18 protein-coding genes and 1 pseudogene are annotated in these 21,270 nt (G+C 73.7%); 6 read left to right on the top strand and 13 right to left on the bottom strand.

Features of this window, described 5'->3' with window-relative positions; translation table 11 throughout:
• Nucleotides 1–97 precede the first annotated feature (97 nt).
• The 3 genes from KJS59_RS15595 to KJS59_RS15585 form a co-directional block, all read right to left on the bottom strand.
• Entirely contained in the window at nt 98–1,489 is a 1,392-nt protein-coding gene (locus KJS59_RS15595) for a phosphomannomutase/phosphoglucomutase (protein WP_213453608.1), read from the bottom strand.
• A 129-nt stretch (nt 1,490–1,618) separates the two neighbouring features.
• Nucleotides 1,619–2,770 carry a hypothetical protein gene (locus KJS59_RS15590; RefSeq protein WP_213453607.1) on the bottom strand — a complete coding sequence of 384 codons (1,152 nt, stop codon included), beginning with the start codon at nt 2,768–2,770 and terminating at the stop codon, nt 1,619–1,621.
• A 136-nt stretch (nt 2,771–2,906) separates the two neighbouring features.
• Complete coding sequence (locus KJS59_RS15585; RefSeq protein WP_213453606.1) at nt 2,907–4,328, bottom strand: aldehyde dehydrogenase family protein; 1,422 nt, start codon at nt 4,326–4,328, stop codon at nt 2,907–2,909.
• Nucleotides 4,329–4,426: 98 nt separating this feature from the next.
• On the opposite strand from KJS59_RS15585, the gene KJS59_RS15580 reads away from it, so the two are divergent.
• Entirely contained in the window at nt 4,427–5,863 is a 1,437-nt protein-coding gene (locus KJS59_RS15580) for a gamma-aminobutyraldehyde dehydrogenase (RefSeq protein WP_213453605.1), read from the top strand.
• A gap of 60 nt (nt 5,864–5,923) precedes the next feature.
• Here KJS59_RS15580 and speB read toward each other — a convergent pair whose 3' ends face one another.
• The 3 genes and pseudogenes from speB to KJS59_RS31215 all read right to left on the bottom strand — a co-directional run.
• Entirely contained in the window at nt 5,924–6,922 is a 999-nt protein-coding gene (gene speB / locus KJS59_RS15575; protein ID WP_213453604.1) for an agmatinase, read from the bottom strand.
• On the bottom strand, nt 6,919–7,329 hold the full coding sequence (locus tag KJS59_RS31220) for a saccharopine dehydrogenase family protein (RefSeq protein WP_249714251.1): 411 nt from the start codon (nt 7,327–7,329) through the stop codon (nt 6,919–6,921). The genes speB and KJS59_RS31220 overlap by 4 nt, the downstream gene beginning before the upstream one ends.
• A gap of 52 nt (nt 7,330–7,381) precedes the next feature.
• Nucleotides 7,382–7,678, bottom strand: a pseudogene (locus KJS59_RS31215) (saccharopine dehydrogenase NADP-binding domain-containing protein); the annotation flags it as partial.
• A gap of 93 nt (nt 7,679–7,771) precedes the next feature.
• On the opposite strand from KJS59_RS31215, the gene KJS59_RS15565 reads away from it, so the two are divergent.
• Entirely contained in the window at nt 7,772–8,281 is a 510-nt protein-coding gene (locus KJS59_RS15565) for an Lrp/AsnC family transcriptional regulator (protein ID WP_249714249.1), read from the top strand.
• Between the two features lie 110 nt (nt 8,282–8,391).
• On the top strand, nt 8,392–9,738 hold the full coding sequence (locus tag KJS59_RS15560; RefSeq protein ID WP_213453603.1) for an aspartate aminotransferase family protein: 1,347 nt from the start codon (nt 8,392–8,394) through the stop codon (nt 9,736–9,738).
• A gap of 520 nt (nt 9,739–10,258) precedes the next feature.
• On the opposite strand, the gene KJS59_RS15555 is transcribed toward KJS59_RS15560, so the two are convergent.
• Nucleotides 10,259–10,621, bottom strand: a complete 363-nt coding sequence (locus tag KJS59_RS15555) for a DUF3499 domain-containing protein (protein ID WP_213453602.1) — start codon at nt 10,619–10,621, stop codon at nt 10,259–10,261.
• A 135-nt stretch (nt 10,622–10,756) separates the two neighbouring features.
• Here KJS59_RS15555 and KJS59_RS15550 point away from each other — a divergent pair, with 135 nt between their 5' ends.
• Nucleotides 10,757–11,200 carry a metallopeptidase family protein gene (locus KJS59_RS15550; protein WP_213453601.1) on the top strand — a complete coding sequence of 148 codons (444 nt, stop codon included), beginning with the start codon at nt 10,757–10,759 and terminating at the stop codon, nt 11,198–11,200.
• A gap of 34 nt (nt 11,201–11,234) precedes the next feature.
• On the opposite strand, the gene KJS59_RS15545 is transcribed toward KJS59_RS15550, so the two are convergent.
• The 3 genes from KJS59_RS15545 to KJS59_RS15535 form a co-directional block, all read right to left on the bottom strand.
• Complete coding sequence (locus tag KJS59_RS15545; RefSeq protein WP_213453600.1) at nt 11,235–11,492, bottom strand: WhiB family transcriptional regulator; 258 nt, start codon at nt 11,490–11,492, stop codon at nt 11,235–11,237.
• A gap of 312 nt (nt 11,493–11,804) precedes the next feature.
• A complete protein-coding gene (locus KJS59_RS15540) occupies nt 11,805–14,324 on the bottom strand; it encodes a bifunctional FO biosynthesis protein CofGH (RefSeq protein WP_213453599.1) in 2,520 nt (839 codons plus the stop codon).
• A gap of 104 nt (nt 14,325–14,428) precedes the next feature.
• Nucleotides 14,429–15,385: an ABC-2 transporter permease gene (locus tag KJS59_RS15535; protein WP_213453598.1), complete on the bottom strand. Its 957-nt coding sequence runs from the start codon at nt 15,383–15,385 to the stop codon at nt 14,429–14,431.
• Nucleotides 15,386–15,528: 143 nt separating this feature from the next.
• Between KJS59_RS15535 and cofD the strand changes: the two genes are divergently transcribed.
• Both cofD and KJS59_RS15525 read left to right on the top strand, forming a co-directional pair.
• Nucleotides 15,529–16,488: a 2-phospho-L-lactate transferase gene (gene cofD / locus KJS59_RS15530; RefSeq protein WP_213453597.1), complete on the top strand. Its 960-nt coding sequence runs from the start codon at nt 15,529–15,531 to the stop codon at nt 16,486–16,488.
• Entirely contained in the window at nt 16,485–17,612 is a 1,128-nt protein-coding gene (locus KJS59_RS15525) for a coenzyme F420-0:L-glutamate ligase (protein WP_213453596.1), read from the top strand. The genes cofD and KJS59_RS15525 overlap by 4 nt, the downstream gene beginning before the upstream one ends.
• On the opposite strand, the gene KJS59_RS15520 is transcribed toward KJS59_RS15525, so the two are convergent.
• From KJS59_RS15520 to KJS59_RS15510, 3 genes are all read right to left on the bottom strand, one after another.
• Nucleotides 17,609–18,634 carry an ArsR/SmtB family transcription factor gene (locus KJS59_RS15520; protein WP_213453595.1) on the bottom strand — a complete coding sequence of 342 codons (1,026 nt, stop codon included), beginning with the start codon at nt 18,632–18,634 and terminating at the stop codon, nt 17,609–17,611. The genes KJS59_RS15525 and KJS59_RS15520 overlap by 4 nt on opposite strands.
• A gap of 269 nt (nt 18,635–18,903) precedes the next feature.
• A complete protein-coding gene (locus KJS59_RS15515) occupies nt 18,904–20,040 on the bottom strand; it encodes a mannose-1-phosphate guanylyltransferase (protein ID WP_213453594.1) in 1,137 nt (378 codons plus the stop codon).
• 53 nt (nt 20,041–20,093) lie between these two features.
• The gene (locus tag KJS59_RS15510; protein WP_213453593.1) at nt 20,094–21,239 is read right to left on the bottom strand and encodes a glycosyltransferase family 4 protein; all 1,146 of its coding nucleotides are present in this window, start codon (nt 21,237–21,239) and stop codon (nt 20,094–20,096) included.
• Nucleotides 21,240–21,270: the final 31 nt, after the last annotated feature.

The following is a 21,270-nucleotide window of genomic DNA, read 5'->3' as shown; positions in this document are numbered from 1 at the left end:
GGCGGGCTCGAAGCTGCCGGCCCTGTCACGCCGCCGGCGCCCCGCGGCTCAGCGCGGCGGCGGGGCTGATCTTAACGAATACGGGGAGCGGTGCCGGTCAGTCCCGGATGACGGCCAGGGCCCGGTCCCGCAGTTCGGCCATCCGCTCCTGGCTGGGGCCTTCGACGTTCAGCCGCAGCAGCGGCTCAGTGTTGGACGGGCGGATGTTCAGCCAGGCGCCGTCCGAGAAGCTGACGGTCAGCCCGTCCAACTCGTCCACCTCGGCGCCGTCCGCCCCGCCGAGCTGCGACTTGACCTGCGCCAGCTTGCCGCCCTGATCCGAGACCGGGGTGTTGATCTCGCCGGAGGCGACGTACCGCTCGTACAGGTCGACCAGTTCGGACAGCGGCCGCTCCTGCGAGCCCAGCGCGGCCAGCACGTGGATCGCCGCGAGCATGCCCGTGTCGGCGAACCAGAAGTCCCGGAAGTAGTAGTGCGCCGAGTGCTCCCCGCCGAACACCGCGTTCGTGCGGGCCATCTCCGCCTTGATGAACGAGTGCCCGACCCGGCTGCGGACCGGCTCGCCACCCGCCTCGGCGATGATCTCGGGGACCGCGCGCGAGGTGATCAGGTTGTGGATCACCACGGAGTTGGGGTGCTTGCCCAGCTCGCGGGTCGCCACCAGCGCCGTGATCGCCGACGGCGACACCGCCTCGCCCCGCTCGTCGATCACGAAGCAGCGGTCCGCGTCGCCGTCGAAGGCCAGGCCGATGTCCGCGCCGTGCTCGCGGACCGCGCGCTGCAGGTCCGCGATGTTCTTCGGGTCCAGCGGGTTGGCCTCGTGGTTCGGGAACGAGCCGTCCAGTTCGAAGTACATCGGGACGATCTCCAGCGGCAGGGCCGGCAGCTTCGCGTCGCCCAGCACGGTCGGCACCGTGTACCCGCCCATCCCGTTGCCGGCGTCCACCACCACCTTCAGGTGTCGGATGCCGGACAGATCCACCAGCGTGCGCAGGTGTGCCGCGTAGTCGGCCAGCAACTCGTGCTTCTCGTTGCCCTCCGCGGGGCGGGCGTCGGCCAGCTCGCCGCTGTCCAGCAGCGCCTCCGCCCGGGACCGGATCTCCGCCAGCCCGCTGTCCTGCCCGATCGGGCGGGCACCCGCCCGGCACAGCTTGATGCCGTTGTACTGGGCCGGGTTGTGGCTGGCGGTGAACATGGCGCCCGGCAGGTCCAGCGCGCCGGACGCGTAGTACAGCATGTCGGTGGAGCCCAGTGCGGCGTTCAGCACCGTGGCGCCGGCCGCGTTGGCGCCGGCGATGAACGACTCGACCAGCACCGGCGACGACTCCCGCATGTCGTGCGCCACCACGATCCGGCCGACGTCCTCGCCACCGCCCCGCAGCGTGGCCACGAACGCGGCGCCGAGCGCCTTCGCCACGTCGTCGTTCAGCTCGTCGGGGACGGTACCGCGGACGTCGTACGCCTTCACGATCCCGGACAGGTCTGCCACTGGTCCGCTCTCCTCACGCACAGGTCAGCCGTCGACCGCAACCCGCCGGCCGGTCACGCTCAGACTACAAGCGAGCCGCCGGGGCGCACCCGGTGACGGTGCCCAGCGCCCATCCGGGCTGGTCCCGGTTCAGTCGCGGTGGATCGGAAAGGGTCGCGTGTGGTCGGTGCCCGCTGGCGGGGGCGGCGGGTTCCCCTCGGCGCCGGGGTAGCCGGGCAGGCTCGTGGTCTCCCCGGCGTCGCGGCCGCCGCCGCCGTACACCTGCGTGGCGTCGTGGCGGCCCGGGGCGGCGTTGTAGCCCGAATTGCCGCCGCCTTGCGTGCCGCCGTACACCTGCGTGGTGTTGTAGCCCGGGGTGGTGTCGTAGCCCGGGGTGGCGCCGTGGCCGTGTTTGGTGTTGTAGCCGGGGGTGGGGCCGTAGTCCGCGGCGGCACCGTAGGTGGCCGGGGTGCCGTAAACCGTGCCGGCAGCCTTGTTGTCTGAGTTATCGCCGCCCTCGCGCCGGGAGCGACGGAGGAGGAAGAGCAGGATCGCCACGCCAAGCGCCACCAGCACGCCGCCGAGCACCATCACCAGCGCGCCCACGAGGCCGAACCCCCCGCTGGACGACCCGTTCGAGGGCCCCGCGGCCGGCGCCGTCACCGCGGGCGGCGTTTCCGCCGGCGCCGGCGCCGGCTCCTCCACCTCGGGGGTCGGCGACAGCGTCGGCGCGGGCGGGCTCGTGGCCTCGGCGGCGGCACCGCCGCGCACCCGCGCCGTCCTGGAATCCTGCCCCAGGACCGCGCCGCTGCCGGCCGCCGCGCCGGTCAGCCTCACCTGCCCGTTCGTCACGCCACCCGCCAGTGCCACCCGGAACCGGATCGAGGCGTCGCCCTTGCACAGCGGCTCCCGCTCGGTGCCGATCGGACCGGCCGCCACCGTGCCGTCGCCGGCCTGCCGCGCCCCCGTCGACTGCCATCGGCCGTTGCGCGCCACCTCGACCCGCACCTGCTCCGCGGTCAATCCGGGCTTCGCCAGCACGAGCGTGGCCTGCGCCAGCACGCAGCCCCGGGACTTGCGCTTGATGGTCACCGTCACCGAACCCGGCGACCCGCCGGCGGTGAAACTGCCCGGCGCCCGCAGGCGCACCTCGTCCCCGTCCGCCGCCGCCGGCCCCGCGGCCAGCCCCACGATGCCGGCCACCGGCAGCAACACCGCCGCACACCAGGCCACCGCCCGCCTCGCCGCCATGCCCACCTCGCCGTCCTCGCCGCGCCCGGCCGCCGCGTACCCGCCCGGCATCGTCGTCGTTCGTCCGCGTCAGGCTAGATCGAGAAGCACGGAAACGTCGACTTGACGCCCTCACCGGTACCGCGACCCGACAGGGCCCTCAGCGGCCCCAGGAGCCGGGCCGGTGGCGTCCCGCCGGGGTCCGCCGCTACAGCTCCAGGCCGGTCAGGACCAGGACGCGGGGTTCGGTGTAGTCCTCCATGGCGCTGCGGACCCCCTCCCGGCCGGCGCCGGAGCCCTTCACGCCGCCGTACGGCATCTGGTCGGCCCGGTACGAGGGCACGTCCCCGACGATGACGCCGCCGACCTCCAGCGTGCGGTGCGCGGTGAACGCCACGTCCAGCCGGTGGGTGAACACGCCCGCCTGGAGCCCGTACGCCGAGTCGTTGATCGCGGCGAGACCGGCGGTGTCGTCGGAGACCGGCGAGACGGCCAGGACCGGGCCGAAGACCTCCTCGGTGACCACCTTGGCGGTGGGCGGCACCCCGGTCAGCACCGTGGGCCGGTAGGTGGAGCCCGCCCGGTGGCCGCCGGTCGCCACGCGCGCGCCGGCGGCGACCGCCTCGTCCACCCAGGACCGGACCCGCTCGGCCGCCGCCGCCGAGATCAGCGGGCCGACGTCGCCCGCCGGGTCCAGCGCCTCGACCGCCGCCACCAGGCGCGGCAGAAACTCGTCGTACAGCGACTGGTGCACGTACACCCGCTGGACCGCGATGCAACTCTGGCCGGCCTGGTAGTTGGCGAAGGTGGCGATGCGCGCCGCGGCGAACGCGAGATCCTCGGGGCTGGACCAGTCGGCGCAGAGCAGGGCGGCGGCGTTGCCGCCGAGTTCGAGCGTGACGTGCTTGTGCGGGACGGCGGCCCGGATGGCGGCGCCGACCGGCCCGGAGCCGGTGAACGAGACCACCGGCAGGCGGGGCTCCCGGACCAGCGCGGCGGCGCGGTCGTTCGGCAGCGGAAGGACGGAGAAGGCGCCGGGCGGCAGGTCGGTCTCGGCCAGGATCCCGCCGAGCAGCAGCGCGGTCAGCGGGGTGGCGGGCGCCGGCTTGACGATGATCGGCGCGCCCACCGCGACGGCCGGCGCGACCTTGTGCGCGACCAGGTTCAGCGGGAAGTTGAATGGGCTGATGCCGAGGACGGGGCCGCGCGGGAAGCGGCGCACCACGGCGATCCGGCCGGCGGCGGCCGGGTCGGTGTCGAGGCGCTGGAGGTCGCCGGAGAAGCGGCGCGCCTCCTCGGCCGCCCAGCGGAACGTGGAGGCGGCCCGGGCCACCTCGGCGGCGGCCCAGCGGGGCGGCTTGCCGTTCTCGCCGGTGATGAGCCGGGCGATCTCGCCGGCCCGCTCGGCGAGGCGGCGGGAGACGTGGTCCAGGGCGGCGGCGCGGGCGCTGGCGGGCAGCGCGGCGAACCCGGGCGCGGCGGCGTGCGCCGCCGCGACGGCGCGCTCGACCTGCGCTTCGGTCGCGTTGGTGGTGGTGCCGACTAGAGAGCCGTCGGACGGGTGGGTCACCCTGACGGCGTCCTCGCCGTGCGCGGGTTCACCCGCGAGCCAGAAGGGGGTGGTCTCCATACACGCAGCGTAAACCGTCGCACTCGGCCTTGTGTCGTACGGATTTAGTGGCGAGGATGGCCCGTTACCGAGGACCACGGTGGTACAGGGGGACGTTGATGGGCGAGAAGCAGGCCCTGCGCAACTTCGTGAACGGTGATTTCGTGGCGCCGGTGGACGGCGGGTACGCCGACCTCATCGACCCGTCCACCGGCGAGGTGTTCGCCAGCGCGCCGGTGTCCGGTCCACGGGACGTCGATTCGGCCATGCGCGCGGCCGGCGCGGCGTTCGAGGGCTGGGCCGGCGCGACCCCCGCGGAGCGGCAGCGAGTGCTGCTGAAGTTCGCCGACGCGGTGGAGGCGCGCGCCGCCGACCTGGTCGACGCGGAGGTGCGCAACACCGGCAAGCCGCGGCGGCTGACCGCGGACGAGGAACTGCCGCCCTGCGTGGACGAACTGCGCTTCTTCGCCGGCGCCGCCCGCCTGCTCGAGGGCCGCTCCGCCGGCGGCTACCTGGCGGGGCACGAGTCCTACGTGCGGCGCGAGCCGATCGGCGTCTGCGCCCAGGTCACGCCGTGGAACTACCCGCTGATGATGGCGATCTGGAAGATCGCCCCCGCGCTCGCCGCCGGCAACACCGTGGTACTCAAGCCGTCCGACACCACGCCGGTGTCGACGCTGCTGCTCGCGGAGATCGCCGCCGAGTTCCTGCCGCCGGGCGTGTTCAACGTGGTGTGCGGGGACCGGGACACCGGCCGCTCCCTGGTCGCGCACCCGACCCCGCAGCTCGTCTCGATCACCGGTTCCACCCGGGCCGGCATGGCGGTGGCGGCCGCCGCCGCGCCCGACCTCAAGCGCACCCACCTCGAACTGGGCGGCAAGGCGCCCGCGGTGATCTTCGACGACGCCGACCTCGCCGCCGCCGCCGAGGCGCTGGCGGTCGGCGGGTACTTCAACGCCGGGCAGGACTGCACCGCCGCCACCCGGGTCCTGGCCGCGCCCGGCCTGTACGACGACCTCGTCGCGGCGCTGACCGAGCAGGCGCGCAACACCCGCACCGGCGCCCCTGACGACGAGGACGTGCGGTACGGCCCGCTCAACAACGCCACCCAACTCGCCCGGGTCAGCGGCTTCGTGGACCGGCTGCCCGACCACGCCGAGTTGCACACCGGCGGCGCCCGGGTCGGCGAGCGGGGGTACTTCTACGCGCCGACGGTCGTCTCCGGGCTCCGCCAGCAGGACGAGATCATCCAGCGGGAGGTCTTCGGCCCGGTCATCACCGTGCAGAGGTTCACCGACGAGGAGGAGGCGGTCCGCTGGGCCAACGGGGTCGAGTACGGCCTCGCCGCGTCGGTCTGGACGAGGGACCACGGGCGCGCCATGCGGATGACCCGCAAGCTCGACTTCGGCTGCGTCTGGGTGAACACGCACATCCCGTTCGTCTCGGAGATGCCGCACGGCGGGTTCAAGCACTCGGGCCACGGCAAGGACCTCTCGGTGTACTCGCTGGAGGACTACACCCGGATCAAGCACGTGATGCACGCGATCGACGCGTGACGAGCACCTCGGCGGAGTTGGCGAAGCGCCGCACCGCGGTCACCCCACCGGGGAGAGGGGCTAGCGGTTGTCGAGGAGGGGTTGGGTGGGGGTCCAGGGTGGCAGGGAGGAGCGGCGGCGGGCGATCGCCGACAGGGCTTCGAGGACGACGCGGTTGCCCAGGTACGCGGTGATCTCCGCGTGGTCGTACGGGGGCGCCACCTCCACCACGTCCACCCCGACGATCGGGAGTTCGTAGCAGCAGCGGCGGACCGCGTCGAGCAACTGCCGCGCCGTCAGCCCGCCCGGCTCCGGCGTCCCGGTGCCGGGGGCCATGCCCGGATCCACCACGTCCACGTCGACCGAGAGGAAGACGCCCTCGCACTCGTCGGTGGCGATGCCGAACGACTCGGTGAGGCACTCGTCCAGGCCGCGGGCCACGATCTCGGTCATCTCGTACGAGCGCATCCGCTGGCCGGCCATCCAGTCCAGCGTCTGCGGGCCGGGCCAGTAGCCTCGCAGTCCTATTTGGAGGAACCGGTCGCCGCGGACCGCGCCGGACTCGATCAGCCGCCGCATGGGCTGCCCGTGGCCGTACAGGGAACCGAATTCGACGTCCCCGGTGTCGGCGTGCGCGTCGAAGTGGACCAGGCTGACCCGGCCGAGTCCGTGGTGGCGGGCGACACCGGTGGCGTCGGGGAGGGCGATGGAGTGGTCGCCGCCGAGGACGATCGGGATGGCGCCGGCGGCGGCGACCGTGAACACCGCCGCCTCCAGTGCGCCGAGCGAGCGCTCGATGTCGCCCGCGAACATCTCCACGTCGCCCGCGTCGTAGACGCGCAGGTCCTTCAGTCCGTCCACCCGCATCGCCAGCGACGGGCGGGAACCGTCGTGCGGCAGGTAGCACGCCTGGCGGATCGCCTGCGGGCCGAAGCGGGTACCGGGGCGGTGCGAGGTCCCGCCGTCGAACGGTGCGCCGAGGATGATGACGTCGGCGCGACCATCAAGCGCCGACAGATCGCAGGGTGGCACGCCGAGGAAGGTGATGTCCGGGCCGAACATGGCGCCGTAGCGGGTCATTCGCGCACCCCCCAGGGCGAGCCGTACTCGGTCAGCTTGTTCAGGAACGGGCGGGGCGGCAGGGCCTCGGGGCCGAGCACGCCCGCGCCGGACCACTCGCCGGAGGCGAGCAGTTCCAGCGCGATGACCGGGTTGATCGCCGTCTGCCAGACCACGGCCTGGTGGCCGTACTCCGCCATCGACCACTCGTTGTCGACCACGTGATAGAGGTAGACCTCCCGGGCGGCGCCGTCAACACCCGTGCCGCGGACCCAGGTGGCGGCGCAGGTCTTGCCGCGCATCCTGCCTCCGATGGTGGCCGGGTCGGGCAGGCAGGCGGCGACCACGTCGCGCGGCGAGACGCGGACCCCGCCCACCGTGAGCGGGGTGGTGGAGTCCAGGCCAAGCTTGTGCAGCGTGCGCAGCACGTCGATCGGCGTACGGGTTGGTGGCGTGCGGCCGGGAGAGCGACATGGCCATGTCCAGGTAGTGCGCGCCGGCGGCGAAGGCGCCGTCGAAGACCGGCAGCACGAACCGCGGATCGACCGCGTTGAGCACGTGCGTGATGCCGTGCTCCGCGCACAGCGCGGTGACGGCGGCCGGGTCGGCGGCGTCCACCCGGGCGGCGACGAAGCGCCGGTCCGCGCCGGCCACCGCCCGGGCGGCCCGCGCGGGGTCGTGGTCGGCGACGACGCACGCGTCGAAGAACTGGCGGCGGGCGGCGATGGCGGCGGCGGCGGAGCCGACGCCTCCGGCGCCGACGATCAACAGGCGCATGGATCTTTCTAGCGTGGGCCCGGGCAGCGACACCGGAAACCGGCCGGAATAATTCATGATCGTGACCTCAGGCGGGTCACCGGGAGGAGCGAGATGGCCAGTTCCAGGCGGCGCCACAGCGGCCCGGCGGGCGGCACCGGCCCGGCGCCGGCGCCGAGTGCCCTGCTCGACGACGTGGCGAAGCAGATCATCGAGCAGCTTCAGGAGGACGGCCGGCGCCCCTACGCGACCATCGGCAAGGCGGTCGGCCTGTCCGAGGCGGCGGTCCGGCAGCGGGTGCAGCGGCTGCTGGACGCGGGCGTCATGCAGATCGTCGCGGTCACCGACCCGCTCCAACTCGGCTTTCCCCGCCAGGCCATGATCGGCATCCGGGCCAGCGGGGACCTGGCAGAGGTGGCCGACCGCCTCGCCGAACTGGACGAGGTGGACTACGTGGTGATCACGGCCGGCTCGTTCGACCTGCTCACCGAGGTGGTCTGCCGCAACGACGACCACCTGCTCCAGATCCTGCAGCGGTTGCGGGAGGTGCCGGGCGTGGTCGCGACCGAGGCGTTCGTGTACCTCAAGCTGCGCAAGCAGACCTACACCTGGGGAACACCCTGATACGGAATCCGTCGCTAGTTACAACGACAGCTACGGATTTCGCGGTAACTTAGCTTCCAAGCGACGGTTCCCTCTTGCCAGCCGCCTCCGGGTGTGCGATAACCGACGGCATGGCGAACCCCACCGACCACCTCTGGATGCACTTCACCCGGATGTCCGCGTACCGATCCGGCGACGTGCCCACGATCGTCCGCGGCGAGGGGGCCTACATATGGGACGCGCAGGGTCGCCGCTACCTCGACGGGCTCTCCGGCCTGTTCGTCGTCAACGCCGGGCACGGACGCACCGAACTGGCCGAGGCCGCCGCGAAGCAGGCCGCCGAACTGGCCTACTTCCCCCTCTGGTCCTACGCCCACCCCACCGCCGTGGAACTGGCCGAGCGAATCGCGGCGCTCGCCCCCGGCGACCTCAACCGGGTCTTCTTCACCACCGGCGGCTCGGAGGCCGTGGAGTCCGCGTGGAAGCTGGCCCGCGCCTACTACAAGCGGGTCGGCAAGCCCACCAAGCACAAGGTGGTCAGCCGCTTCATCGCCTACCACGGCACGTCGATGGGCGCGCTGTCGATCACCGGGCTGCCCGGCATCAAGAGCGACTTCGAGCCGCTGGTCCCCGGCGGCATCAAGGTCCCGAACACCAATTTCTACCGGGCGCCCGAGCACGGCGACTCCCTTGCCGACTTCGGCCGGTGGGCCGCCGACGAGATCGCCCGCGCCGTCGAACGGGAGGGCCCGGACACCGTCGCCGCGGTCTTCCTCGAGCCGGTACAGAACTCCGGCGGCTGCTTCCCGCCGCCGCCCGGGTACTTCCAGCGGGTCCGCGAGGTCTGCGACGAGTACGACGTGCTGCTCGTCTCGGACGAGGTGATCTGCGCCTGGGGCCGGCTCGGCGAGTACTTCGGCGCGCAGCGCTACGGGTACCGGCCGGACATCATCACCACCGCCAAGGGCATCACGTCCGGCTACGCCCCGCTCGGCGCGATGATCGCGGACGACCGCCTGATCGAGCCGTTCCTCGACGGGACCGACATGTTCGCGCACGGCATCACGTTCGGCGGCCACCCGGTCTCCTGCGCGGTGGCCCTCGCCAATCTCGACCTGTTCGCCCGCGAGGACCTGGTCGGCCACGTGCGCGCCAGCTCCGCCGGCTTCCGGGCCACCCTGGACAAACTCGGTGACCTGCCGATCGTCGGGGACGTCCGGGGCGATGGTTTCTTCTTCGGCATCGAACTGGTCAAGGACAAGGCCACCCGGGAGACCTTCGACGACGACGAGTCGGAGCGGCTGCTGCGCGGCTTCCTGTCCACCGCCCTGTTCGAGGCCGGCCTCTACTGCCGGGCCGACGACCGGGGCGACCCGGTGGTCCAGCTCGCCCCGCCGCTGGTCTGCGACCAGGCGCACTTCGACGAGATCGAGCGGATCCTGCGCGCCGTACTCACGGAGGCGTGGAACCGCCTGTGACGCCGTACTGCTGAACCGGGCCGGCCGCAGCGGCGGCCCGCTTGGTGCCCCTACGCCAGGTTGCGGGTCGACACTGTCTCGTCCACCCGCCTTGCTCTGCTTCCGCATAGGACACGCCACCCCTTACCGGGCGCGAGCCTTCCCGCGCCGGCACCCGGACGCAGATCTTGGTACGAATCAGCCACATAATGGGCGTGTCTATACCAAGATCTCACTATCTATCACCGACAGTACGGGTAAGGGTGCTGTTTCCCATGCGGAAGCAGAGCAAAGCGACGCGACAAGGTACCCGTACCCGGCGGGGAACGCCGCCACCGAGCCCTGGAGGGAGCGCTGACGCAGGAACGGGAGCGGGCAGACCCGGCGCAGACGCGGGCACGGGAGCGGGCAGACCCGGCGCAGACGCGGGCACGGGAGCAGGTCGACCGACGCAGGCAGACGCGGGAACGGGGGCGGGCCGGCGCGGCGCGGGCGCGCGCAGGACGGGAGCAGGCGCGGCGCGGGGCGTTGGGCGCGGGCGTCAGGAGGCGTTGGGCGGGATGACGCGCAGGTGGCCGCGGCGGCCGGTGCTCTGGGTGATGTCGCCGGTGTCGTCGGCGTGACGGGGCGCCGGGCGGGCGGCCTCACGGACGGCCTCGGCGAGGGCGACCAGGTCGTCGGGGGTCGGCGGCGGTGGGCGGAACTCCCCCTCATGCCGGACGACCTGCCAGCCGCGCGGTGCGGTGAGGCTGCGCGCGTGCGGCTCGCACAGGTCGTACGTGTGCGGCTCGGAGAACGCGGCCAACGGCCCGACGACGGCGGTGGATTCGGCATAGACATAGGTCAGCGTGGCGACCGCCTGGCGGGGGCAGCCGTTGCGGGAGCAGCGCCGTGGTGACCTCACGCGGTGGACCGTATCCCTTCTACCGCCTGACCCTATCCGGTTGTTAACACGACACGCCGGGCAGTGCCGATCACAGCGAGGGCGAAGCCCGGCGGGCCACCGACATCGTAGCCCGGCCGGCGCTAATCTGTGCCCGTGAGCACCGCCGACCGCCGCCGCCCCGACCCCCGTCCGCACCGCGACCGCCACGGGCGTGGCCTGCGCGGGCGGCTGGTACCGGCATCCGTGCCGCTGTCCCGGACCAAGGCGGAGATCTTCGACGACCTGGTACTGGACGCCGTGGAGGCGCTCGAGCGCCGGTACGCCAAGGAACTGGCCGGCGTGGAGTTCGCCGTCGAGGACGTTCCCCCGGACCTGAACGTCTACGACTCGGACGTGCTGGAGGACGGCGAGGTGCCGCTGGCGCGGCTGCTGCCCGGGCGGCCCGGGCGCTCCCAGATGCCGCCCCGCATCGTGCTGTACCGGCGGCCGCTGGAGTTCCGGGCGATGGACCGGGAGGACCTGGCGGACCTGGTACACGACGTGATCATCGAGCAGGTGGCGAACCTGCTCGGCGTGGACCCCGACGAGCTGGACTGACGACCGGCCCCCCGACCGGTCGCCAGCGAGCCCGTCAGGCCACGCGGCGCTTGAGCTTGCGGCGCTCCCGTTCGGACAGTCCGCCCCAGATGCCGAAGCGCTCGTCGTGGCCGAGCGCGTACTCCAGGCACTCGGTCTTGACCTCGCACCGGGAGCAGATCCGCTTGGCTTCCCGGGTGGATCCCCCCTTCTCCGGGAAGAACGCCTCCGGGTCGGTCTGCGAGCACAGGGCCCGCTCCTGCCACTCGGGCGCATCCCCGAGCAGGTCGGCGCCGACCGTCCGACCATCCATCTGCTGCCTCCTTTTCCCAGACCGGCAGCGGTGCCGGTTGGTGACCCCCCACGCGGCAGGCGTGGCATTGGTCCGAATACGAACGCTTTACCCAGGCGCCGTTCGAACCACCCCGGTGAAATTACACGCGTGTAATGCGTGCGTCGTCAAGCCGAACCTGATAAATGGGGTGGCCTTCCGGCGCTTTGTACGCGACTCGCGGGGACGGCTCTCGGGCTACCGCTGACTGGCTATCGATCCAGACCCCACGCGGGTAACGCCCTACCCGGCGCGTCGCCGGAGTTAATCGCGGCGCGCCGGGTGGGGCCGTTCTCAGTCGGCTATCGGACCGCTGTAGACGGTGGTCCGCTGCCGCGCCGGGCGGCCGGCGGCGGCGGCCAGGGCGGTCAACTGCGCCACGGTACGGGCGGAACCATGCTCCGAACCCGCCATCCGGGAGATGGTCTCCTCCATCAGCGTGCCGCCCAGGTCGTTGCAGCCGCCGCGGAGCATCGCCGCGGTCCCCTCGTCGCCGAGCTTGACCCACGAGCACTGGATGTTCGCGACGCGGCCGTGCAACAGCACCCGGGCCATGGCGTGCACCACCCGGTTCTCCCGCCAGGTCGGCCCCGGGCGGGCGATGCCGGCCAGGTAGATCGGGGCGTTGGTGTACACGAACGGCAGCGCCACGAACTCGGTCAAGCCGCCGGTGCGGTCCTGGATGCCGGCCAGCACGCGGAAGTGCCCGAGCCAGTGCCGCGGGTGGTCCACGTGCCCGTACATCATCGTGGAGCTGGAGCGCAGGCCAACCTCGTGCGCGGCGGTGACCACCTCGACCCAGGTCGCCGCGGGGAGCTTGCCCTTGGTGAGGACCCAGCGCACGTCGTCGTCGAGGATCTCGGCGGCGGTGCCCGGGATCGTGTCCAGCCCCGCCTCCCGGACCATCGCGAGCCACTCCCGGATGGGCAGGTTCGCCCTGCTGGCCGCGGTGACGATCTCCATCGGGGAGAAGGCGTGCACGTGCATGCCCGGTACCCGCTGCTTCACGGCGCGGACCAGGTCCGCGTACGCGGTGGGCGGCAGCTTCGGGTCGATGCCGCCCTGCATGCAGACCTCGGTGGCGCCGGCCGCCCACGCCTGCTGCGCACGGTCCGCGACCTGCTCCAGCGAGAGCCGGTACGCGTCAGCGTCCCGTTCCCGCTGGGCGAAGGCGCAGAACCGGCAGCCGACGTAGCAGACATTGGTGAAGTTGATGTTCCGGTTGACCACGTAGGTGACGTCCTCGCCGACCGCGTCCCGGCGCAGGTCGTCGGCGATGCGGCACAGCTCCTCCAGCGCGGAGCCGGCCGCGCCGAACAGGGCCAGCGCGGTGGCCTCGTGCCGGGGCTCCAGCAGGGCCGCGGGCTCGGTGGCCGCCAGGCGCAGCCCGGCGAGCACATCGGACCCGGTGCGCTCCCCCGCCGGGCTTGCGGTGCGGGCGGCGTGCTCGGCGATCGCGGACCAGTCACCGTAGACGGAGTCGAAGTCGCCGCGCCGGTCGCCGGCCCGTCCCTCGGTGTCGATCGAGGCGTGCAGGTCGGTGCGGCCGGCGGCCACGAACGGGGTCTCCGGCTCCTGCCAGGGCCGGCCCACCGGGCGGGCGGAGCCGTCCGCCAGCCCGGTCGCCGGGTCGGCCAGCGCGGCGACGTGCGCGGCGAGCCGCGGGTCCAGCCACTGCTCGCCGCGGTTGACGTACTCGGGGTAGATGGTGAGCCGCTCGCGCAGCGTGAAGCCGGCCGCCGCGCTGCGCTCGGCCAGTTCCTCGATCTGCGGCCACGGCCGCTCCGGGTTCACGTGGTCCGGGGTGACCGGCGAGACGCCGCCCCAGTCGTCGATGCCGGCCCGCAGCAGCAGGTCGTACTCGCCGGCGATCAGATTCGGCGGGGCCTGGACCCGGGCGCGCGGGCCGAGCACCAGGCGTGCCACCGCGACCGTGGCGGCCAGGTCGTGCAGTTCGGCGTCGGGCATGCCGCGCATCGCCGTGTCCGGCTTGGCGCGGAAGTTCTGCACGATCACTTCCTGGACGTGGCCGTGCTCGCGGGCCGCCCGGCGGATCTCGAACAGGGCGTCGACCCGCTCCTCGGGCGTCTCGCCGATGCCGATGAGGATGCCGGTGGTGAACGGCACCGCGACGCGCCCCGCGTCGGCCACCACCCGCAGCCGGACGGCGGGCTCCTTGTCCGGCGAGCCGTAGTGCGGGCCGCCCGGCTCGGACCACAGCCGGCTCGCCGTGGTCTCCAGCATCATGCCCATGCTCGGCGCGACCGGCCTGAGCCGCTGCAATTCGGCCCAGCTCAGCACGCCCGGGTTCAGGTGCGGCAGCAGCCCGGTCTCCTCCAGGACCGCGATCGCGCAGGCGCGCAGGTAGTCCAGTGTGGAGTCGTAGCCGCGCTCGTCCAGCCAGGCGCGGGCGGCCGGCCACCGCTGCTCCGGCCGGTCCCCCAGGGTGAACAGCGCCTCCTTGCAGCCCTGGGCGGCGCCGGCGCGGGCGATCGCGAGGACCTCCTCGCGCTCCAGGAACGCGGCGGGCAGCCGGTGCGGCACGGTGGCGAACGTGCAGTAGTGGCAGCGGTCGCGGCAGAGCCGGGTCAGCGGGATGAAGACCTTGCGGCTGTACGTGACGACGCCGGGGCGACCCGCGTCGCGCAGCCCGGCGTCGCGGACCGCGCCGGCGAGGGCCAGTAACTCCTCCAGGCCGGCGCCGCGGGCCGACAGCAGCGCGGCCGCCTCGGCCAGATCCAGCGGGCGCCCGGTGGCGGCCCGGTGCAGCGCCCGCCGCACGCTCGCCTCGGTCGGTTCAGCGATTCCCGGCACGCCTGCCAGCCTAGGCCCCAGCACCGACAGTCGATCCTGAAGGCCCGCACACGAACGGGCTCCCCGCTCCACCCAGGCGCAGCGGGGAGCCCATCGCTCGCGCGTCAGTGTCGCGGCTGGTCGCCGTACCCCTGATCGCCGTACCCCTCGCCGTACTGCTGGGGCGGCGGGGAACCGGCGGACGGCTGCTGGCTGCCGGGGTTGATGTGCTGCGTGCGGTTCTCCTCCTTGCCGGGGCTACCGGCCGGCGGCGCGGACGACGGGGTGCCCGGGACGTTCGGCGCGGGCGGCATCGACGGCGCACCGTACGGCTGGTAGCCCTGCTGGCCCGGCTGCTGCCCGTACCCGGGCTGCTGCCCGTACTGCGGCACCTGCTGCGTCGCGCCGGCCCCACCGAACATGCCGGGCTGCTCGTACCCCTGCGACTGCCCGTACGGGGGCTGCTGCCCCGGCTGACCCGGGTAGTACCCCGGCTGCTGGCCGTACCCCGGCTGCTGGCCGTAGCCGGGCTGGCCGTAGCCCTGCGGATACCCGGCCGGCGGGGCAGGCGCGGCCGGCTTCGGCACGTAGTACAGCGTGCGCCAGATCTTGTAGACGGCGAACCCGACCAGCGCCAGCACGGCCAGCCAGGCGGCCCGGGCCAGCAGCTGCTCGAACGCCTGCCGGAAGCTGAACCCGACGATGTTCACCAGGCCCACGATGAAGCCGAACAGGACCCCGAACAGGGCCATCACGCCGTACTCGATCAGCGCGGCGAGGACGATCAGCTTGGCCCGCGGTACGGGCGGCGTCAGGTGGGTCGCCAGCAGCACCGCGAGGAACGGGAAGCCGATCGTCACCAGGTTGATGAAGCCGCCGCCGAAGCCGCCGAAGCTGCTGGCGGAGCGCCCGCCGAAGTCGTTGGCGCCGAAGTCGTTGGGGATCAGCAGGTCGAGCAGCGCGACGAACAGGAACACCGCCGTCGCGCCGAGCAGGACCAGCGCGGCGAGTTCGCGCAGCGGCCGGGTGAGCTGGCTGGCGGACCGGTCGCCGCCGGGGCCGGGCTCGGGTTGGGTGGTCACACTTCCCCCTGTCGCGTCATCTGCGGTCAGTTGCCTGAATCGTCCGTGACTCTAGTCCCCCGCCACGGTGTGGCTTGTTTCCGATCCGCCATCCGGGGAAACCCGCCGACCCCGGACCCGACCGGGTGAGCGAGGATGGGCGGATGCGCATCGTGGTGCTGGCCGGCGGGATCGGCGGGGCCCGCTTCCTGCTGGGAGTGCGCGCCCATGCCGCCGAGGTGGGCGCGGACATCACCGCCGTGGTGAACGTCGGCGACGACGCGTGGATGCACGGTGTGCGGATCTGCCCCGACCTGGACAGCGTGATGTACACACTCGGCGGCGCGGCCGACCCGGAGCGCGGCTGGGGCCGGGCCGGCGAGTCGTGGACGGTCAAGTCCGAACTGGCCGCCTACGGCGCGGAGCCGACCTGGTTCGGCCTGGGCGACAAGGATCTCGCCACGCACCTGGTCCGCACGAGGATGCTGAACGCCGGGTACCCGTTGTCCGCGGTCACCGAGGCGCTGTGCGCCCGCTGGCAGCCCGGGGTACGCCTGCTGCCGGCGACCGACGACCGCCTGGAGACGCACGCGGTGGCCGAGCTGCCGGACGGCCGGCGGGCGGTCCACTTCCAGGAGTGGTGGGTCCGGTACCGGGCCGAGGTGCCGACCGAGCGGTTCGTGTTCGTCGGCGCGGAGTCGGCGAAGCCGGCGCCGGGCGTGCTGGACGCGCTGGCCGGCGCGGACCTGGTGCTGGTGGCGCCGAGCAACCCGGTGGTGAGCATCGCGCCGATCCTGGCCGTGCCGGGCCTGCGGGACGCGCTGACCGCGGCGGCCGCCCCGGTGGTCGGCGTGTCGCCGATCATCGGCGGCGCCCCGGTGCGCGGGATGGCCGACAAGTGCCTGGCGGTGGTCGGTGTCCCGTGCACGGCGGAGGGGGTCGGCGGCCTTTACGGCGCCCGGGCGGAGGGCGGCATCCTGGACGCGTACCTGGTGGACTCCTCGGACGAGGGCGCCAGGGTTCCCGGCCTGGCGGTGCGGGCGGCACCCTTGTGGATGACGGACGAGCGGGCCACGGCGGCGATGGTCGCCGCGGCGGTGGATCTGGCGGGAGCGCGCGGATGAGTGGGGGCCACGACGGGAGCCGGCCGGGGAGCCGGGCCGGCGACCAGCCGGGGGGCCAGCCGCAGGGCACGCCGAAGGCCCTGGAGATCCTGCCGGTCGAGGGCATCGGCGAGGTGGGGCCGGGCGACGACCTGCCGGCGCTGATCACGGCGGCGGCGCCGTGGCTGCGCGACGGCGACGTGCTGGTGGTGACCAGCAAGATCGTGTCGAAGGCCGAGGGGCGGCTGGTGGACCTGCCGCCGGCCGGTCCGGCGCGCGACGCCGCCCGCCGGGACGTGCTGGCCGCCGAGACCGCCCGCACGGTCGCCGCCCGCGGCGGCACCCGGATCGTGCAGACCCACCACGGGTTCGTCATGGCCAACGCGGGCATCGACTCCTCCAATGTGGAGCCCGACCGGGTGGTGCTGCTCCCGAAGGACCCGGACGCGTCCGCCCGGCACCTGCGTACCGAGCTGCGCGAGCGGTACGGGCTGGACGTCGCGGTGGTCGTCTCGGACACGATGGGCCGCCCGTGGCGGCTCGGCCTCACCGACGTGGCGCTCGGCGCCGCCGGCATCGGCGCGCTGCGCGACCACCGCGGCCAGGTCGACCCGTACGGCAACGAGCTGCACCTGACCCAGATGGCCGTGGTGGACCAGCTGGCGGGGGCGGCGGAGCTGGTCAAGGGCAAGCGCGACCGGGTACCGGTGGCGGTGGTGCGCGGCTACCCGGTACCGCCGGCGACGCCGGTGGACGCGCCGGACGGCGGGGTCGCCGCCCTGATCCGCGGCGCGGCGCAGGATCTGTTCTCGCTCGGCACCGCCGAGGCGCGGGCCGCCGGGCTGCGCGCCGCCGCCGGGCTTCCCGACGCCCCGGCGCAGGCGTCGCCACCGGCCGAAGTGGACGCCATGGCGGTGAACCGGGCGATCGGCGCGGTGACGGCCGCGCTCGGCCCGGACACGGTGCTCGCGTCCGAGCCGGGCGGCGTGCGCTGCGCCGTGCCGCAGACCGCCGGCCCGGCGGCGCTGATCCGGCTCGGGGCGGACGCGCACCGGCTCCGCGCGGCGCTGGCCGCCGAGGGCGTGGCCTCGTGGGTGCGCCCTGCCGAGCACGACGTCACCGCCGTGGTGGTCGCGATCGGCTAGCTGGCCTCGAGGATCGCCCGGCCCAGCGGGGTCAGCGTGTGCAGCACGGTGTTGCGGTCCCGCTGGGTGCTGAGCAGCCCGGCGTTGCGCAGCACGGTGGCGTGCTGGCTGGCGGCGGCGGGCGAGATGTGCAGCCGGCGGGCCAACTCGCCGGTGGAGCAGCCCTCGCCGACGACCGCCAGCACCGCCGCCCGGGTCCGGCCGAGCAGCGCCGCCAGGGCGACCGCGGGCTGGTCGGTGGCGGGGCGGTCCAGCGCGCCGCCGAGCCGGTCCACCGGGTAGACCAGCACCGGGGGCAGTTCCGGGTCGAGCAGGGCCACCGGTACCGGGTTGCAGAAGAACGACGGCACCAGTAGCAGGCCGCGCCCGTTCAGGTGCAGTTCACGGCTGGACGGGTAGCCGGGCACCTCCAGCACGCCCGCGCCGCCGCCCGGCACCCAGAGCATCTGCGGGGGGAAGCTGGTCAGCAGCCCCTCCACGCCGCCGTCCAGGACCGCCCGGGCCCGGCGCCGCCGGTCCGCCTCCACGGCGGCCAGCATGCGGGTCCAGTACGGGTCGACGGCGACCCGGCGGTAGCGGGTCATCGAATCGGTCAGGTCGCGCAGCGCCTGCGCCCCGCCGCGCACCAGCGCGGTGGCCTCGCCGGTGGCGAGCGTGCCGTGCAGCGGCCCGCCCGGCGGGTTCTGCGCCACCAGCACGGACAGGTCCCGGCGCACCAGGCGGGTCGGCGTCGAGCGCACCGCCTCCAGGCCCGCCTCGAACCCCTCCCGGCTCGCCGCGGGGGTGAGGAAGTCGGGGAAGTAGCCGCGCGGCGGGTTCAGCGCGAACAGCAGCCGGAACGGGCCGAGCAGCTGGTCCCGGCGCAGCCGGCCGGTCACCTCGCGCCGCCAGCCGGCGGCGATCGGGTCCCGGCTGCGGCCCTGCAACTGGTGCAGGCTGAGGATCAACTCCCAGACCGGGTCGGGCGCGGCCGCGACCCTGGTGCGGGCCAGGTCGTCGCCCGTGAAGACGATCCTCAGCATCCTCGCTCTCCCACGCGCACGACCACCGGCAGCCGCCGCCATGCGCACTGTACCGGCCGCTCGCACCCGCACGGCCTGCCACTTTCGGCGCTCGCTGAAATTGCTCGACGGCCGGCGGCGCATTGGGCATGCTGGGCGCGCCGGACCCGGGAGGGTTCCGGGAACGGGGTCCGGCGGGGAATGCCACGCCCGGGCGGTCGCCACGAGGGTTCACGGCCACGGCCGTGGAGGTGCCGCCCGCCGCCGGACCCCTCCCCGGCCGGCGGCGGTCAGACCAGGCTGAGGTCCCCGCGCGCCTTCAGCTCATCGACCAGCTTCTTGACGTCCTGGGCCCGCTCGCGCGGGCAGACCAGCACCGCGTCCGGCGTGTCCACGACGATCAGATCCTTGACCCCGAGCGCGGCGACCAGCCGCCCCGAGTAGGGGACCACGACCAGGCCGGTCGAGTCGTACAGCAGGACGCCCGGCTTCGGCTCGCCGGGCTCCTCCGTCGCGACCACCGCCGCCTCGGCGACCGGGCTCGCGCCGAGCACGACATTGCCGCGCTCGTCCGGGGGGAGCACGTCGCCGAGCGTGTGGAAGTCGCCGACGTCGTTCCAGCCGAAGTCGCCCGGGACGGTGGCGACCAGGCCGGCCGTCGCCGCGCCCTCCATCACCGCGTAGTCCACCGAGATCTTCGGCAGCTTCGGCCAGACCTCGCCGAGCACCGCCTCCTGCGCCGGCGTCTGCCAGGCGGCGGCGATCTCGACCAGCCCGGCGTGCAGCTCCGGTTGCTGGCGGGCCAACTCGGCCAGGAACACCCCCACCCGCCACACGAACATGCTGGCGTTCCACAGGTGCAGGCCGTCGCGGACGTACTCCACCGCCACGTCCCGGGACGGCTTCTCCCGGAACTGGGCCACCCGGCGCACCGGCCCGCCGTCGATCGACTCGCCGCACTCCAGGTACCCGTAGCCGGTCTCCGGCACGGTCGGCTTGATCCCGACGGTCATGAGCAGGCCACGCTCGGCACCGGCCACCGCGCGCCGGATCGTCTCCACGTACCGCTCGCCGTCGCCGATCAGGTGGTCGGCGGCGAACGACCCCATGATCGCGTCCGGATCCCGCCGGGCAATCACCGCCGCGGCCAGCCCGATCGCCGCGCACGAATCCCGGGGGGACGGCTCGACCAGGATGTTCGGCTCGGGCAGGGCGGGTAGCTGGCGGGCCACGGCGGCGGCGTGCGCCACGCCGGTCACCACGAACGTGCGAGCCGGCACGACCAGCGGCTCCAGCCGGCGCACGGTGGCCTGGAGCAGCGAGGACGCCGTACCCGTCAGCGGGTGCAGGAACTTCGGGTTGGTCGCCCGGGACAGCGGCCACAGGCGGGTACCGCTGCCGCCGGCGGGGATCACGGCGTAGAGCATCGGACCATTCTGCCCGAGCGCCCCACCCGGCCGTGGCGGACCGCCGGGAACCGTCACGCCGTAGCGCGGTTCCAGGCCGAGATGTGCACCTCGGCGCTGGAATCCCAGGTGAACTCCTTGGCCCGGTCGAAGCCCGCCTTGGCCAGGGCCAGCCGGCGCGGCTCGTCGTCCAGCAGCGCGGCCAGGTCCGCGGCGATCTGCTCCGGCGCCTCGCTGGTGTACGCGACCGCGTCGCCGCCCACCTCGGGCAGGGACAGCCGGGGCGTGGTCAGCACCGGCGCGGCGCACGCCATCGCCTCCAGGATCGGCAGGCCAAAGCCCTCCCCGTAGGACGGGTACGCCGAGACCAGCGCGCCGCCGAGGAAGCCGGGCAGGTCCGCGTACCGCAGGTATCCCGGGCGCAGCAGGCGCAGGTGCTGCGGTACCTCGGCGGCGGCGCGGTCGATCTCGTCGTCGTGGCTCTGCCCGCCGGCGATCACCAGGGCCGGCGGCTGCTGGCGTTCCCGGACCGCCCGGACCCAGCCGCGGATCAGGTTCGGCACGTTCTTGCGGGGCTCCTTGGCGCCCAGAAACGCCACGTACGGCGTGTCGCCGAGGCCCAGCCGGGCCCGCACCCGCGCCTTCTCGTCGTCCGACGGGGCGTGGAACGCCGCGTGGTCCACCCCGTGGTACGCCACGTCGATCGTGGTCGGGTCGGCGTCCAGCAGCCGGATCAACTCGTCCCGGGTGGCCTTGCTCGGCACGATCACCCGGGCGGCCCGGCGCAGCGAGGTCTTGATCGCGCTGCGGAAGAAGGTCCGGCGGGACTTGTCGTAGTGCTCCGGCTCGGTGAAGAAGGTCGCGTCGTGCACGGTGACGGTGACCGGGCATCCCACCCGAAGCGGACAGGTGTAGAACGGCGAGTGCAACACCCGCGCGCCGACCTGCTGGGCCAGCAGCGGCAGGCCGGTCTGCTCCCAGGCCAGCCGGGCGGGGCGGTGCGCCACCGCGGCGGGCGCCGCGATCACGTCCGCGCCGGGCAGCATCCGGGAGTACCGCTCCAGGTCCGTGCGCTGCGCGACCACGGAGAGATCCACCGTGGTGCCGGTGTGCCGGCCCAGCGCGCCCAACAGGCCGTCGACGTACCTTCCCACGCCTCCCCGGTCGGCGGGGACACTCGTGGCATCGACGAGTATGCGAGGCGGACTACCGGCGGTCACGGGGCGGCTCCTCGGTCTGTTGGGGCGTAAC

The sequence above is a fragment of the Rhizomonospora bruguierae genome, assembly GCF_018397995.1.
Taxonomy (GTDB): Bacteria; Actinomycetota; Actinomycetes; order Mycobacteriales; family Micromonosporaceae; genus Rhizomonospora; species Rhizomonospora bruguierae.
This window is presented reverse-complemented; position numbering and strand designations above follow the sequence as displayed.

Bases quoted from the DNA above. Each gene is read 5' to 3' on its own strand.
- KJS59_RS15590 (WP_213453607.1), bottom strand. From the start codon at position 2,770: ATGCCGGGCGGGTACGCGGCGGCCGGGCGCGGCGAGGACGGCGAGGTG.
- KJS59_RS15585 (WP_213453606.1), bottom strand. From the start codon at position 4,328: ATGGAGACCACCCCCTTCTGGCTCGCGGGTGAACCCGCGCACGGCGAG.
- KJS59_RS15580 (WP_213453605.1), top strand. From the start codon at position 4,427: ATGGGCGAGAAGCAGGCCCTGCGCAACTTCGTGAACGGTGATTTCGTG.
- speB (WP_213453604.1), bottom strand. From the start codon at position 6,922: ATGACCCGCTACGGCGCCATGTTCGGCCCGGACATCACCTTCCTCGGC.
- KJS59_RS15565 (WP_249714249.1), top strand. From the start codon at position 7,772: ATGGCCAGTTCCAGGCGGCGCCACAGCGGCCCGGCGGGCGGCACCGGC.
- KJS59_RS15560 (WP_213453603.1), top strand. From the start codon at position 8,392: ATGGCGAACCCCACCGACCACCTCTGGATGCACTTCACCCGGATGTCC.
- KJS59_RS15545 (WP_213453600.1), bottom strand. From the start codon at position 11,492: ATGGATGGTCGGACGGTCGGCGCCGACCTGCTCGGGGATGCGCCCGAG.
- cofD (WP_213453597.1), top strand. From the start codon at position 15,529: ATGCGCATCGTGGTGCTGGCCGGCGGGATCGGCGGGGCCCGCTTCCTG.
- KJS59_RS15525 (WP_213453596.1), top strand. From the start codon at position 16,485: ATGAGTGGGGGCCACGACGGGAGCCGGCCGGGGAGCCGGGCCGGCGAC.
- KJS59_RS15520 (WP_213453595.1), bottom strand. From the start codon at position 18,634: ATGCTGAGGATCGTCTTCACGGGCGACGACCTGGCCCGCACCAGGGTC.
- KJS59_RS15515 (WP_213453594.1), bottom strand. From the start codon at position 20,040: ATGCTCTACGCCGTGATCCCCGCCGGCGGCAGCGGTACCCGCCTGTGG.